The sequence below is a fragment of the Nonomuraea sp. NPDC052265 genome (genome assembly GCF_044547985.1).
Lineage (GTDB): Bacteria > Actinomycetota > Actinomycetes > Streptosporangiales > Streptosporangiaceae > Nonomuraea.
This window is the reverse complement of the sequence record NZ_JBIUBJ010000002.1, coordinates 22,799-35,099: the sequence shown is the minus strand read 5'-3', so window position 1 is coordinate 35,099 and position 12,301 is coordinate 22,799. Positions and strand designations below refer to the sequence as shown.

15 protein-coding genes and 1 tRNA gene are annotated in these 12,301 nt (G+C 71.6%); 9 read left to right on the top strand and 7 right to left on the bottom strand.

From position 1 onward, the window contains the following. The first annotated feature begins 84 nt into the window (after positions 1-84). The 3 genes from nhaA (at position 85) to ACIHAD_RS05190 (ending at position 2,789) form a co-directional block, all read left to right on the top strand. Positions 85-1,881, top strand: coding sequence for a Na+/H+ antiporter NhaA (gene nhaA, locus ACIHAD_RS05200; RefSeq protein ID WP_397353091.1), 1,797 nt, complete (start codon positions 85-87; stop codon positions 1,879-1,881). Between the two features lie 35 nt (positions 1,882-1,916). Then, a complete protein-coding gene (locus ACIHAD_RS05195) occupies positions 1,917-2,426 on the top strand; it encodes a hypothetical protein (RefSeq protein WP_397353089.1) in 510 nt (169 codons plus the stop codon). A gap of 84 nt (positions 2,427-2,510) precedes the next feature. Beyond that, the gene (locus tag ACIHAD_RS05190) at positions 2,511-2,789 is read left to right on the top strand and encodes a hypothetical protein (RefSeq protein ID WP_397353088.1); all 279 of its coding nucleotides are present in this window, start codon (positions 2,511-2,513) and stop codon (positions 2,787-2,789) included. A 7-nt stretch (positions 2,790-2,796) separates the two neighbouring features. On the opposite strand, the gene ACIHAD_RS05185 is transcribed toward ACIHAD_RS05190, so the two are convergent. After that, the gene (locus ACIHAD_RS05185) at positions 2,797-3,252 is read right to left on the bottom strand and encodes a hypothetical protein (RefSeq protein ID WP_397353087.1); all 456 of its coding nucleotides are present in this window, start codon (positions 3,250-3,252) and stop codon (positions 2,797-2,799) included. A gap of 46 nt (positions 3,253-3,298) precedes the next feature. Between ACIHAD_RS05185 and ACIHAD_RS05180 the strand changes: the two genes are divergently transcribed. Continuing rightward, complete coding sequence (locus ACIHAD_RS05180; protein ID WP_397353086.1) at positions 3,299-4,270, top strand: helix-turn-helix transcriptional regulator; 972 nt, start codon at positions 3,299-3,301, stop codon at positions 4,268-4,270. Between the two features lie 122 nt (positions 4,271-4,392). Beyond that, complete coding sequence (locus ACIHAD_RS05175; protein WP_397353085.1) at positions 4,393-4,866, top strand: cellulose binding domain-containing protein; 474 nt, start codon at positions 4,393-4,395, stop codon at positions 4,864-4,866. 113 nt (positions 4,867-4,979) lie between these two features. On the opposite strand, the gene ACIHAD_RS05170 is transcribed toward ACIHAD_RS05175, so the two are convergent. Next, positions 4,980-5,052: transfer RNA gene (locus tag ACIHAD_RS05170), tRNA-Ala, on the bottom strand. A 66-nt stretch (positions 5,053-5,118) separates the two neighbouring features. Beyond that, entirely contained in the window at positions 5,119-6,030 is a 912-nt protein-coding gene (locus ACIHAD_RS05165) for a TetR/AcrR family transcriptional regulator C-terminal domain-containing protein (RefSeq protein WP_397353084.1), read from the bottom strand. 155 nt (positions 6,031-6,185) lie between these two features. On the opposite strand from ACIHAD_RS05165, the gene ACIHAD_RS05160 reads away from it, so the two are divergent. Genes ACIHAD_RS05160 through ACIHAD_RS05150 form a run of 3 tightly spaced genes read left to right on the top strand, consistent with a single transcriptional unit; the run spans position 6,186 to position 7,371 of the window. Further along, entirely contained in the window at positions 6,186-6,749 is a 564-nt protein-coding gene (locus ACIHAD_RS05160; protein ID WP_397353083.1) for an FAD-dependent monooxygenase, read from the top strand. Beyond that, complete coding sequence (locus ACIHAD_RS05155; protein WP_397353082.1) at positions 6,749-7,150, top strand: hypothetical protein; 402 nt, start codon at positions 6,749-6,751, stop codon at positions 7,148-7,150. Before ACIHAD_RS05160 ends, ACIHAD_RS05155 begins: the two co-directional genes overlap by 1 nt. After that, positions 7,147-7,371 carry a hypothetical protein gene (locus ACIHAD_RS05150; protein ID WP_397353081.1) on the top strand — a complete coding sequence of 75 codons (225 nt, stop codon included), beginning with the start codon at positions 7,147-7,149 and terminating at the stop codon, positions 7,369-7,371. The genes ACIHAD_RS05155 and ACIHAD_RS05150 overlap by 4 nt, the downstream gene beginning before the upstream one ends. 9 nt (positions 7,372-7,380) lie before the next feature. On the opposite strand, the gene ACIHAD_RS05145 is transcribed toward ACIHAD_RS05150, so the two are convergent. From ACIHAD_RS05145 to nadD, 3 genes are all read right to left on the bottom strand, one after another. Then, a complete protein-coding gene (locus ACIHAD_RS05145; RefSeq protein ID WP_397353080.1) occupies positions 7,381-8,010 on the bottom strand; it encodes a histidine phosphatase family protein in 630 nt (209 codons plus the stop codon). Beyond that, the gene (gene rsfS / locus ACIHAD_RS05140) at positions 8,007-8,402 is read right to left on the bottom strand and encodes a ribosome silencing factor (protein WP_357698897.1); all 396 of its coding nucleotides are present in this window, start codon (positions 8,400-8,402) and stop codon (positions 8,007-8,009) included. The genes ACIHAD_RS05145 and rsfS overlap by 4 nt, the downstream gene beginning before the upstream one ends. A 90-nt stretch (positions 8,403-8,492) precedes the next feature. Further along, the gene (gene nadD / locus ACIHAD_RS05135) at positions 8,493-9,110 is read right to left on the bottom strand and encodes a nicotinate-nucleotide adenylyltransferase (RefSeq protein ID WP_397353079.1); all 618 of its coding nucleotides are present in this window, start codon (positions 9,108-9,110) and stop codon (positions 8,493-8,495) included. Positions 9,111-9,197: 87 nt separating this feature from the next. Here nadD and ACIHAD_RS05130 point away from each other — a divergent pair, with 87 nt between their 5' ends. Then, complete coding sequence (locus ACIHAD_RS05130) at positions 9,198-10,229, top strand: M48 family metallopeptidase (RefSeq protein WP_397353078.1); 1,032 nt, start codon at positions 9,198-9,200, stop codon at positions 10,227-10,229. Between the two features lie 21 nt (positions 10,230-10,250). Here the strand turns inward: ACIHAD_RS05130 and ACIHAD_RS05125 are convergent, their stop codons facing one another. Next, on the bottom strand, positions 10,251-12,251 hold the full coding sequence (locus ACIHAD_RS05125) for a protein kinase (RefSeq protein ID WP_397353077.1): 2,001 nt from the start codon (positions 12,249-12,251) through the stop codon (positions 10,251-10,253). Positions 12,252-12,301 lie beyond the last annotated feature (50 nt).

The window sequence follows — 12,301 nt, the reverse complement described above, 5'->3', positions numbered from 1 at the left end:
CCCGCCGGGCCGGTTCGGGTGGGCGGGCTCCGGCCGTTGTCAGGGCGGGGTTCTAGGATCGGATCTCCGGGGGGAGATCTGACGATGTTGCGGGCGTTCTTCAAGACCGAGGCGGGCAGCACGAGCGTGCTGCTCGTGGCCACCGCCCTGGCCATGCTCTGGGCCAACTCGCCGTGGGCCGGCACCTACGAGTCGTTCTGGCACCTGCGCATGGGCATCTCGTTCGGCGACGCGGTGTTCTCCCTCGACCTGCGCCACTGGGTCAACGACGGCCTGATGAGCGTGTTCTTCTTCCTCATCGGCCTGGAGGTCTCCTACGAGGTGCGCCTCGGGCAGCTCAGGGACCGGCGGCTGATCGCCGTCCCGGCCGTGGCCGCCCTCGGCGGGATGCTCGTGCCCGCCGGGGTCTACCTCGCGCTCAATCTCGGCGGCCCCGGCGCGGGCGGGTGGGGTGTGCCCATCGCCACCGACACCGCGTTCGTGCTGGGCGTGCTGGCCGTCGTCGGCGCGCGCTGTCCCGACCCGCTGCGGGCGTTCCTGCTGACCCTGGCCATCGTGGACGACGTGCTGGCCATCATGATCATCGCGATCTTCTACACGGCCGGCCTGCAGCTCACCGCGCTCGTCGTGGCCGTCGTGCTGCTGGCGGCGATCGTGCTGCTGCGCTGGCTGAAGATCTGGCGGGCGCCGGCCTACATCGCGCTCGGGTTCGGGTTGTGGGTCGCGACGCTGGAGAGCGGCATCCATCCGACGCTGGTCGGCATCGCTCTCGGCGTCCTCGTCTTCGTCTACGCCCCCAGCGACCAGAAGTTGCTGCTCGCGGGCGAGGCCGTCCAGGAGTTCACCACCGAGCCGAGCGCGCGGGCGGCCAGGGAGGCCACCCGGCGCGTGCAGCGTGCCGTCTCGGTCAACGAACGGCTCCAGCTCCGCCTGCACCCCTGGAGCAGCTACGTGATCGTGCCGGTGTTCGCGCTGGCCAACGCCGGGGTGCGGCTCGACGGCGAGACCTTGCGGGCGGCGCTGACCTCGCCGATCTCCCTGGGGATCGCACTGGGGCTGCTGCTCGGGAAGTTCGCCGGGATCTCGCTCGGCACGTGGCTGCCGCTGCGGTTCGGCTGGGGCATCCTGCCGGGGAACCTGGTGTGGGGGCAGTTGCTGGGCGGCGCGGCGGTCTCCGGGATCGGGTTCACGGTGGCGCTGTTCATCGTCGACCTGGCCTTCGACGACCCGGCCATCCAGAGCCAGGCCAAGATCGGCATCCTGGCCGGGTCGCTGCTGTCCGCCGCGATGGGGTGGGTGATCTTCCGGATGGCCTGGGACCGGGGCAGCGTCTGCGCGCCTCCCGAGGCCGAGCCCGACGAGGAGCTGCCCGACGTGCTGTCCGTCCCGGTCGGCCCGGAGGATCACGTACGGGGTCCGGCGACCGCGAAGGTGACCATCGTCGAGTACGGCGACTTCGAGTGCCCGTACTGCGGCCGCCTGCACCCGGTCCTGGCGGAGATCCTGCAGAGGAACCCCGACGTACGGCTCGTCTTCCGGCATTTCCCGATCCGCACGCTGCATCCCCGGGCCGCGTCCGCCGCGATCGTCGCCGAGGCCGCCGCCGACCGGGGGCGGTTCTGGGAGATGCACGACATCCTCTACGACAACCAGCGCTTCCTCACCGACGCCGACCTCGAACACTACGCCGCCGAACTCGACGTCGACCCCTGGGCGAACGTGGCCGGGCACGCCTCCCGCATCGCGCTCGACGAGGCGTCCGGCAAGGAGAGCGGCGTACGCGGCACCCCCACCCTGTTCCTGAACGGCCGCCGCTACAAGGGCGGCCTGGACCTGCGGTCGATCAGCCGCGCGGTGGCAGAACTGCGCGGATCCCCGTAACGTCGCCCGAGTCCCCTTCTGGCTGGAGTCGCCCAATGAGTTTCCTCACCCTGCTCACGAATCTGCTCCCCACCCTCCTGACCGTCCTGCTGATCGCCGTGGGCATCGTCGTGATCGGGATGAACCGGCGGCACGTGGGCCGCGCGGCCACCCTCGGCATGTCGGGATGCGGGCTGCTCCTGATCGGCGCGCTGATCAACCTCGTGCTGAGCCTGCTGACGCAGTCGCTGATCGAGTCGTACGGCAGCAGCATGATGGCCGTCCTGCCGTTCGCGTACCTCATCTCCTCGCTCTTCCACCTGGCCGGCATCGGGCTGCTGATCTGGGCCGTCGTCGCGCGCCGCAGCGCGCCGCGGCAGGCGCAGCCGCAGGGGCCCGGCCGGCAGCAGCCCCCGGCGGGCTGGCAGCAGCCCCAGCAGCCGTACCACCAGCCGTACCCGCAGCCCGGCCCTCAGCCGGGTCACCAGCCGGGTCACCAGGCCGGTCCCCAGGCCGGTTGGCAGGCGCCGCAGCCTCCGCCCGGGGGCGATCAGAGCGGTTACTGAGCCTTCCGACGTCTGGACGGCATTTCACCGGCAAGTATGACAATGTCGGTGTAACCCACCTCCAGAGCCGCGTCTGAGGGGATCATGAAGCGAGAGCCGCAGCAGCCGGATCCGAACCAGACCGTCAGGCACCGCGTCCCCCGTCAGGAGCGGACTTCCCTGCCCCCGCAGGGCCCTCCGGATGCGCCGTACACGCAGAGCCTGCCCTACACGCCGGACATGCTCCCCGACGTCCCCCTGTACGAGACCACGCCGCCCCCGAAGTCGGCCTGGCGGTGGGTGATCCTGGTGGGCGGGCTCCTGCTGCTGGTCGCGGTGCTGGCCGTGGGCACGGTCCTGTGGGTGCGCGGCCAGGCGTCCTGAGGGCCGGTCAGGACGCCCGGGTGAAGTCCATCGTCCAGTTGGTCTCCCAGGTCTCGCCCTCGTCCGCCGAGAAGGCCTGCTCCCACCTGGCCCGGTGCTCGTCGACGACGGTCCAGACGAACCGGCAGCGCACCGGCCGGCCCTCGTGGCTCTCCTCGCCGTAGAACTCGCCCCGGTCGCCGGTGAACGCGCCCACCATGGGCCGGGTGTCCAGCGTGCCGCTCGCGCTGCTGGCCCAGTAGATCGACCACTGCCGCGTCCCCGGATGATAGACGCGCACGGTCATCCCGTACGAGCCCTTGGTCGGGAACGCGATCTCGTCGACGCTGGCAGCGCCGTCGAAGTGCCGGGTCGCGACCGAGCGGCCGGGGAACTCGTCCCATTCGTCGCTGCCGGACAGCGGCTTGACGAGCCTGCGGTTCACGACGTCCCAGGTGCCTGCGAAGAAATCGAAGTCGTTCATGAGGGCGAACGTACGGCGGGGTCACTGACATGTAGTGTCAGTGACCGTGCGCGCCTCCCGCCTCGTCTCGATCCTCCTGCTGTTGCAGACGCGCGGGCGCATGACGGCCCACGACCTGGCCGAGCGCCTGGAGGTGTCCGTACGCACCATCTACCGCGACATGGAGTCCCTGCACGCCGCCGGCATCCCCCTCTACGGCGACGCCGGGCCCAACGGCGGCTACCAGCTCCTCGCCGGCTACCGCACCCGGCTCACCGGGCTGACCACCGACGAGGCCGAGTCGTTGTTCCTGGCCGGGCTGCCTGGGCCGGCGGCCGAACTGGGCCTCGGCGCGGTGGTGACCGCGGCCCAGCTCAAGCTGATGGCCGCGCTCCCCGTCGAGCTGCGCGACCGCGCGGGCCGCATCCAGGAGCGTTTCCACCTCGACGCGCCCTCCTGGTACCGGGACGCCGAGCCGGTCACCTACCTGCCCGCCGTGGCCGACGCCGTGTGGAACGAGCGGCCCGTCCAGGTCACCTACCGGCGGTGGAAGGCGCCGCAGGAGGTGGAGCGGCTGCTGGAGCCGTACGGACTGGTGGTCAAGGCGGGCCGGTGGTACCTGGTGGCGCGCTGCGGCGAGCACGTACGCACCTACCGCGTCTCCCAGATCCTCGACCTGCACGCGCTCCCCGGGACGTTCGCCAGGCCAGAGGGCTTCCACCTGGCGGCGTACTGGGAGGGTTACCTGGCCGAGTTCGAGGCCAGGCTGCGGCGCGGCGAGGCGGTGGTCCGGCTGTCGCCGCGCGGCCTGGAACGCCTGCCCGACCTCATGACGCCCGGCGTCGCGGCGGCGGCGCGGGAGACCGCCGAGCCGCCGGACGCGGACGGCTGGACGCGGGTCACCGTGCCGATCGAGTCGGAGGAGCACGCGCTCGGCGAGTTCCTGCGACTGGGCACCGACGCCGAGGTGCTGTCGCCGGCCGCGCTGCGCGAGGCCCTGGGCGCCGCGGCGGCGGAGCTGGCCCGGCGCTACGCCTGACGGAATCTTTCACGCTCCCTTCCCGGTCTGCGCAGGTCAGCGCACTGCCGTAGGTCCGGCCATTGCGACACCGAAAGTTTCTTTCCATACTCGCAATATTTCAGGCGAACCAGAGGAACCCGATGAACCTGAGAGCTCGACTGGCAGGCGCCGTGATCGCCGTGGCCGCGCTCGCCGTCGCCTTCCTCGGCCTGACCACCGGCGGCCCGCCCCCGACCCCGACCCCGACGCCCACGCCGACACCGACGCCGACGCCGACGCCGACCACGAGCCCGAACCCGCCGGGCGCCTGCCGCGTCTCCTACACCACCAACGCCTGGAACACGGGCCTGACGGCCGCCGTCACGATCACCAACACCGGCGCCACGGCCCTGCCCTCGTGGGCGCTGAGCTTCACGCTGCCCACGGGCCAGACGGTCACCTCCGCCTGGAACGCCACGATCTCGCCCACGACCGGCCAGGTCACCGCCAGGAACGTCGCCTACAACGCCACGATCGCGCCCGGCGCGTCGGCGTCGTTCGGCTTCCAGGCGACCCACAGCGGCAACACCGGCTCACCCGCCGCCTTCAGGTTGAACAACGCCCCCTGCGCCTGACCGCGCATCCTGGGACCTGTTTCGAGGGCCGAGCTTCCGGGATCGGCCTTCGCCTTGCCGGTGCTCGCCGCCACATCTCTGGCGAACCACTCGAACCAGGGAAAGAATCTGTGTGGAGCTATGGGGATTCGAACCCCAGACCTCCTCCATGCCATGGAGGCGCGCTACCAACTGCGCCATAGCCCCTGGTCACCGCTTCGGGTCCACCCGTTGCGGCGCTCCGAGAGCATATAGCCATCCGCGCCCTTTCGCCTAATCGCCCGACCGCAGTCCCCCCTGCGCCCGCGCCACCAGCACGGCCAGCCCGTCGAGCTGCCTGCGCAGCCCGAACTCGAAGACGGAATCCAGATCCAGGTCCAGCCCGGGCGCCGTGACCACCCTGGCCAACGTGGGGAAGGCCCCGGAGGCGAACAACTCCCCCAGCTCCCCCTCGTGCTCACTCATCCACTCGTCCTCGGTCACCCCGGTCTCGGTGCGCGCCTGCAACTCCGCCTCCAAACTGACGGCGGTGCCCCGGATGAAGTTCACCAGCGACACGACGGCGTGCAGCATGGTCCCGGCGTCGAGGCCGAGCCCGTCCAGGGCGCGCAGCAGCCGCTCGGTGTGCGCCATGCCATGGGGAACGAACTGCGGCCGGGTCAGCGAGACCGCCTGAGCCAGCCACGGATGCCGCAGATGCAGCCGCCACAGCTGCCTGAGCTCCAGTTCGAGCTGCGGACGCCAGCCACGCGGCGGCTGCCCCGAGGGCGGCTCCTCACCGTAGGCCGCGTCGGTCATGAGCCGGATCAGCTCGTCCTTGCCCGCCACGTGCCGGTACAGGGACATGGCCGAGGCGTCGAGCTCGGCGGCCAGGCGGCGCATCGACACGGCGGCCAGCCCCTCCCGGTCGGCGACCCCGATCGCCTGGTGCACGATGCGCTGCCTGGTGAGGTCATGGGCGGCCCGCCGTACGGGCCCGGCGACGACGGTCCCGACGCCCGGCACGGCCCGCGTGAGCCCTTCCTCGCGCAACCTGCCCAGGGCCTTGGTCGCGGTGGCCATCGCCACACCCCACTCCCGGATGATCTGCCGGGTCGAAGGCACCTTGTCCCCCGGCGCCAGCTCGCCGGCGGCGATGCGATCGCGCAGTTCCTCCGCGATCCGCAGATGGACGGGCCGCTCCACGGCCACCCCTTTCCCAGCACTAGTGCACCAGGCTCGGCACACCCGTCGGCACCTCACCACCGCACTAGTGCGCCGGGCGACCCTCTTGCCTGCTCGAAAACCCGAACCTACGGTACGCGTACAACGTACAGAGTGCACTACCAAAGGAGGCCACCGTGAAGGCAGTACTCATCTCCGGCGGCGGCGTCGCCGGGCCCACGCTCGCCCACTGGCTGGCCCGCCACGGATTCCGGCCGACCGTCGTCGAACGCGCCCCCGCCCTGCGCACCGGCGGCCAGGCCGTCGACTTCCGCGGCGCCCCGCAACTGGAGGTCCTGAAGCGCATGGGCGTGCTGGACCCGATCAGGGCCGCCCGGACCGGGATGGGCGACATCGCCATCGTCGACGGCGACGGCAGACGGCTGGCCGGGCTGCCGTCCGAGGTGTTCAGCGGCGACGTGGAGATCCTGCGCGACGACCTGACCCGCATCCTGAACGAGGCCGCCCCCGCCGAACGCCTCCTCGGCGACTCGATCACCTCCATGACCGAACGCCCCGACGGCGTGCACGAGACCTTCGAACGGGCCGCGCCCCGCACGTTCGACCTGGTCGTGGGCGCGGACGGCATCCGCAGCAAGGTACGGGAGCTGGCCTTCCCCGCCACCCCCTGCGCCATCTCGGCTTCTACGGCGCCGTCTTCTCCGTCCCCGGCACGTACGGGCTGGACCGCGACGGCCTGATGCACAACGTGCCGGGCCGCTGCGCGACCATCGTCAGGACGAACGGGCAGACCAGGGCGGCGCTCGACTTCGCCACGCCCCCGCTCGACCTCGACCACCGCGACCAGGCGGCGCAGCGGGCGCTGGTGGCCGAGGCGTTCCGGGGAGTGGGCTGGCAGCTCCCGTCGCTGCTGGCGGCCATGGACAGCGCCGAGGACTTCTACTTCTGGCAGGCCGCCCAGGTCGTTTTGCCCCGCCTGTCGTCCGGCCGGGTGGCGCTGGTCGGCGACGCCGGGTACGCCCCGGCCCCGGCGGCATGGGCACGGGGCTCGGGATGGTCGGGGCGTACGTGCTGGCCGCCGAGCTGGCCGCGGCCCCCGACGACCACGCAGCCGCCTTCGACGCCTACGAACGGCGGATGAGGCCGTACGTCGAGGTGTGCCAGAAGCAGGCCCAGGGGGCCGACAAATACCTCGTGCCGGGCACGCGGTCGCGGATCTGGCGGCGGAACCAGCTGATGCGCATGCTGCCGTACCTGCCGGGCAAGGGCATGGTCAGGCGGATGACGGAGAAGGCCGCGAGCGCCATCACGCTGCCGGAGCACACCCGGCAGGACGCTCGCCGCCCCGCGCAGCCGGCCTGAGCCGGTCGGCTACACCTCCGCGTCAGGGCGGTCGTCGCTGCTGATGGGCTCGGGGAGGGTGCCCGCGTTGTGTTCGAGCAGCCGCCAGCCCTGGCGGCCCTCCTGCAGGACCGACCAGGAGCAGTTGCCCAGCCCGCCCAGCGTCGGCCACAGCTGCTCGGGCAGGCCGAGCAGCTCGCAGATGCCGAGGCGCAGCGCGGCGCCGTGCGAGGCGACCACCAGGAGCCCGTCGTCGCCGAGCTGGGACGCCCACTTGCGCATGGAGGCCGCCACCCGGACCGCGACCTCCGAGACGGGTTCGCCGTCGGGGGCCTCCCAGGCGACGTACTCCTCGGGCCAGCGCGCGGCGATCTCGTCACGCGTCAGCCCTTCCCACTGGCCGCCGCCGCGTTCGCGGAAGTCCTTGTCGACGCTCACGTCGAGCCCTACGAGCCGCCCGAGCGCCAGAGCCGTGTCATGGGCCCGCTGGAGGTCGGAGGAGACGATGAGGGTGGGCCGCAGCGAGGCCAGCAGCGAGGCGGCCCTGGCCGCCTGCGCGACGCCGGTCTCGTCGAGCGGGATGTCGGAGTGGCCCTGGAAGCGGTGCTCCACGTTCCACAGGGTCTGTCCGTGGCGGAGGCAGACGATCCGCCTGCTCAACTGCGGGCCCGCTGCATGTTGGCGAGCATGACGCTCTCCGGCAGGCTGATGGCCGGGCAGTCCTTCCACAGGCGCTCGAGCGCGTAGAACGTGCGGTCTTCCTCATGCTGGACGTGCACGACGATGTCGATGAAGTCGAGCAGCACCCAGCGGCCCTCGCGCTCGCCCTCGCGGCGCACGGGCTTGGCGTCGGCCTCGGTGCGCAGCCTGTCTTCGATCTCGTCGACGATGGCGCGGACCTGGCGGTCGTTCGTGGCTGAGCAGAGCAGGAAGGCGTCGGTGATGACGAGCTGCTCGCTCACGTCATAGGCGAGGATGTCATCGGCCAGCTTGTCGGCCGCGGCCTCGGCGGCGATCTGGACGAGCTGAACGGATCTGTCGGATGCGGTCACGATGCGGGTCTGTCCTCCTGTGTCGGCAGCATGCCCTATATCGAGGGTACCCTTCCAGGCCGAAACCCCTCACCCACGGCACGGAGACCTTCAGCCTTCCCCGTGATACAGCCCCCGCTTGTTGATGTACTGCACGATTCCGTCGGGCACCAGATACCAGATCGGCTCCCCCTTGGCCACCCGCTGACGGCACTCCGACGAGGAGATGGCCAGCGCGGGAATCTCCAGGAGGGTCACCCTGCCCTCGGGCAGCCCCGGGTCGTGCAACGTGTGCCCAGGACGGGTGCACCCCACGAAGTGCGCCAGCTCGAACAGTTCGTCGGCGTCCTGCCAGCCCAGGATGGCGCCGAGCGCGTCGGCGCCGGTGATGAAGTACAACTCCGCCTGCGGGCCGTAAACGGTGGAGATGTCGCGCAAAGTGTCGATGGTGAAGGTGGGACCGGGACGGTCCACGTCGACCCTGCTCACGGAGAAGCGCGGGTTGGAGGCCGTGGCGATGACCGTCATCAGATAGCGGTCCTCGGGCGCCGACACCTCGCGTCCGGACTTCTGGTACGGCCGCCCGGTCGGCACGAACACGACCTCGTCGAGGTCGAAGTGATGGGCGACCTCGCTTGCTGCGACCAGGTGGCCGTGGTGGATGGGATCGAACGTCCCACCCATCACACCTACCCGCCGCTTCCCCTGGATACCAGGCGTGTTCATCATGAATCGGACCTTACGTGGACGTGGTACCCGAACATGATGGCACCCCCCTTGGTGATGTCCGCGCATCCCATCCGTTGCGGACGTAGCATGCCGGGCATGACGACCACCCCGGACCGCAACCGCGTCCAACTGCCCGGCATCTCGTCCCGTGCCTACGAACACCCCGCAGACCGGTCCGCCCTGGTCGCTCTGCGTAAGTTGAGTGGGTTCGACACGGTTCTTAAGCAGATGTCCGGCCTTGTAAGTGAGCGCCGCCTTCGCCTGATGTATCTGGCATCGTCCGTGCGCGTCAGCGAGACCCAGTTCCGCGCGCTGTACGACATGGGGCGCGACGCCGCCTACACCCTCGACCTGCACCGCATCCCGGAGATCTACGTCCAGCAGGACCCGCAGGTCCAGGCCAAGGCCATCGGCTTCGACGACCCGTTCATCGTCGTCACCACCGGCCTGCTCAACCTCATGGACGAGGAGGAGCAGCGCTTCGTCATCGGCCACGAGACCTCGCACATCCTGTCGGGTCACGCGGTCTACCGGACGATGCTCGACATCCTCACCCGCCTCGCCACGCGCGTCGCCTGGATCCCGCTCGGCTACATCGGGTTGCGCGCCATCGTCGCGGGCCTGGAGGAGTGGTATCGCAAGTCGGAGCTCTCCTCCGACCGCGGCGGCCTGCTGACCGCCCAGAACCCCGAGTCGGCCAAGCGCGCGCTGATGAAGCTCGCCGGCGGCGCCTACACCCACGAGATGAACATCGAGGCGTTCCTGGAGCAGTACCAGGAGTACGACACCGCGGGCGACCTGCGCGACGGTTTCCTCAAGGTGCTCAACCTGCTCGGCACCACCCACCCGTTCGCCGTGGTGCGCGTGGCCGAGCTCGACAAGTGGCAGCGCAGCGGCGAGTACGACCGCATCATCGGCGGCGACTACCCGCGCCGGGAGGACGACGCCAACGCACGGGTGACCGACGAGATCAAGGCGGCGGCCGAGTCCTACCGCGCCTCCTGGTCGCAGTCGCAGGACCCGTTCATCGGCGTGCTGCGCGACGTGGCCGAAGGGGCGGTGAACGCGGGCGAGCGCATCTTCAACCGCTTCTCGCGCCGCGACGGCGGCCAGGGCTGACCGGCCGGCCGTCCTCGCCGCCTACAGCAGAAGGGCGATCGCGCGCACGGCGGCCGCGCACAGGGCGACGAACCCGCCCAGCACGGCCAGTGCGCGCAGCCCTTCTCTGCGCAACTCCGGCAGCTTGCCGCCGATCCGCTCGATCTCGCGCCCGGTGATACCGCCGCACAACATGCCGAACACCACCGCCGCGACCGTCACGGGCGCCGGCTGCTGCCACCAGTCGGAGTCGATCTGACCGCCGCCGGTCACCCAGAGCGCACCGCCCGACGCCACCGCGACGGGCACCCCCGGCCACACCACGGCGGTCGCCGCCGCCCCGGTCAGCGCGAACGGGAACAGCAACACGCGCAGCGCGATCCGCATGCGACGCGCGCTGCGCTTCCTGACCAGCCAATGACTCATCCAGAGCGTCCTGGTCAGCACCACGAACGCCGTCGTGATGGCGATGGAGGCGATGGGCCAGATCACCGACGTCACCACGCACGGCACCGCCAGCACCGCCAACAGCAGCAGAGCGGTGTTGCCCGCGGGCAGCGTGGTCGGCGCCTCGGCCCTGAGCCCGCCCCGCCGGCCGTCCTGTGACCTGCCCCGCACGGCCGCCGTCGCCCGCGCGCGCGGGCCCGTCTTGGGGTCCGCGCCGGTCCTGGAGCGGGACGCGGCGGCCTTTCCGTCGGTGCTCGTCCTGGCTCGCGGCGGGGGTACCGCGCCGTCGGCCCTGGCCCGCGTCCCTTCGGCGCCCGTTCTGGGCCGCGTCCCTTCGGTGCCGGTCCTGGCGCGTGTCCCCTCCGCTCCCGTTCTGGCGCGGGCGCCGGGGGCCGGACCGTCGGTGCCGGTCCTGGCGCGCGTTCCCTCGGTGCCGGTCCTGGCGCGGGGGCCGGGGGTCGCGCCGTCCGCGCCCGTCCTGGCGCGCGATCCGGGGGCCGCGCCGTCCGTGCCCGGCCTGGGGCGCGCGCCCGAGGTCGCGCCGTCGGCCCGGCTTCTCGCCGCGGGCGGCTCGGTCCGGTTCCTGGGTACGGGCGGCTTCCCGTCCACGCCGGTACGCGTGCGCGGTACGGACGTCTTCCCGTCCGTGCCCGTACGGCCGCGCGGCACGGGCGTCTTGCCCTCCGTACCGGCCCGGCCGCGTGGCGCGGGGATCTCGGCCGCCGTACCGTTCGCCCGGCTCCGCGCGCCCTCGCCCCTGGACGCCTCCTCGGCGGCCGCGGGCGCGTCGCCGTCGGGCCCGTTGGTGGCCTTGGCCAGCCTGGAGAGCCGGTCGGCCAGCAGCGCGGCGGTGGGCCGCTTGCCGGGCTCCCGGTTGAGCGCGGCCCGCACCAGCGGCAACAACGCCACCGGCACGCCCTTGAGGTCGGCCTGCCCGTTCAGCACCGCGTACATCTGCGCCTCGGCCGTGCCGCGCCCGAACGTGGGCCGCCCGGTCGCCGCGAACGCCACCGTGGCCGCCCAGGCGTGCACGTCGGCGGGCGAGTCGACCTGCTCGTCGGCGAAGATCTCCGGCGCGGTGTACCCGGGCGTGCCGAGGAACGTGCCGGTCATGGTGAGCCTGGTCGCGTCGAGCACCTGCGCGATGCCGAAGTCGATGAGGACCGGCCCCTCGGTGCCCATGATGATGTTGCCCGGCTTCAGGTCACGGTGCACGACCCCGGCCGCGTGGATGATGGCCAGCGCCGCGGCGATGCCCTGCGCCATGTGCACGAGCTGCCCGAGGTCGAGCGGCCCGCTCTGGCGTACGCGCTCCAGCAGCGTGACGCCCTCGATGTGCTCCATGACGAGGTAGGGCCGGGCGCAGCTCAGGTCGGCGTCGAGCACCTTGGCCACGTAGGGGCTCTCGACCCTGCGCAGCGCCCGCACCTCGCGCTCCAGCCTGACCCGGGACATCTCGTCCTCGGCCAGGTCGTGGAGGACCTTGAGTGCGACCTGCTCGCCACGGCGGGTGGTGGCGAGGTAGACCTCGCCCATCCCTCCTCGGCCGAGCCGCTCGACCAGGCTGTACGGCCCGACCTTGCCGAGCTTGCTCACCGTCCCTCCCCGCCCGGCGCGCCCATAAGGGACACAACCCTAGCGCTGGG

What these genes read in the sequence shown, in the direction of transcription:
- ACIHAD_RS05155 (WP_397353082.1), top strand. Translation starts at nt 6,749, where the DNA reads ATGCACAACGTGCCGGGCCGCTGCGCGACCATCGTCAGGACGAACGGG.
- ACIHAD_RS05130 (WP_397353078.1), top strand. Translation starts at nt 9,198, where the DNA reads ATGCCGGGCATGACGACCACCCCGGACCGCAACCGCGTCCAACTGCCC.
- ACIHAD_RS05185 (WP_397353087.1), bottom strand. Translation starts at nt 3,252, where the DNA reads ATGAACGACTTCGATTTCTTCGCAGGCACCTGGGACGTCGTGAACCGC.
- ACIHAD_RS05195 (WP_397353089.1), top strand. Translation starts at nt 1,917, where the DNA reads ATGAGTTTCCTCACCCTGCTCACGAATCTGCTCCCCACCCTCCTGACC.
- nadD (WP_397353079.1), bottom strand. Translation starts at nt 9,110, where the DNA reads ATGATGAACACGCCTGGTATCCAGGGGAAGCGGCGGGTAGGTGTGATG.
- ACIHAD_RS05175 (WP_397353085.1), top strand. Translation starts at nt 4,393, where the DNA reads ATGAACCTGAGAGCTCGACTGGCAGGCGCCGTGATCGCCGTGGCCGCG.
- ACIHAD_RS05190 (WP_397353088.1), top strand. Translation starts at nt 2,511, where the DNA reads ATGAAGCGAGAGCCGCAGCAGCCGGATCCGAACCAGACCGTCAGGCAC.
- nhaA (WP_397353091.1), top strand. Translation starts at nt 85, where the DNA reads ATGTTGCGGGCGTTCTTCAAGACCGAGGCGGGCAGCACGAGCGTGCTG.
- ACIHAD_RS05150 (WP_397353081.1), top strand. Translation starts at nt 7,147, where the DNA reads ATGAGGCCGTACGTCGAGGTGTGCCAGAAGCAGGCCCAGGGGGCCGAC.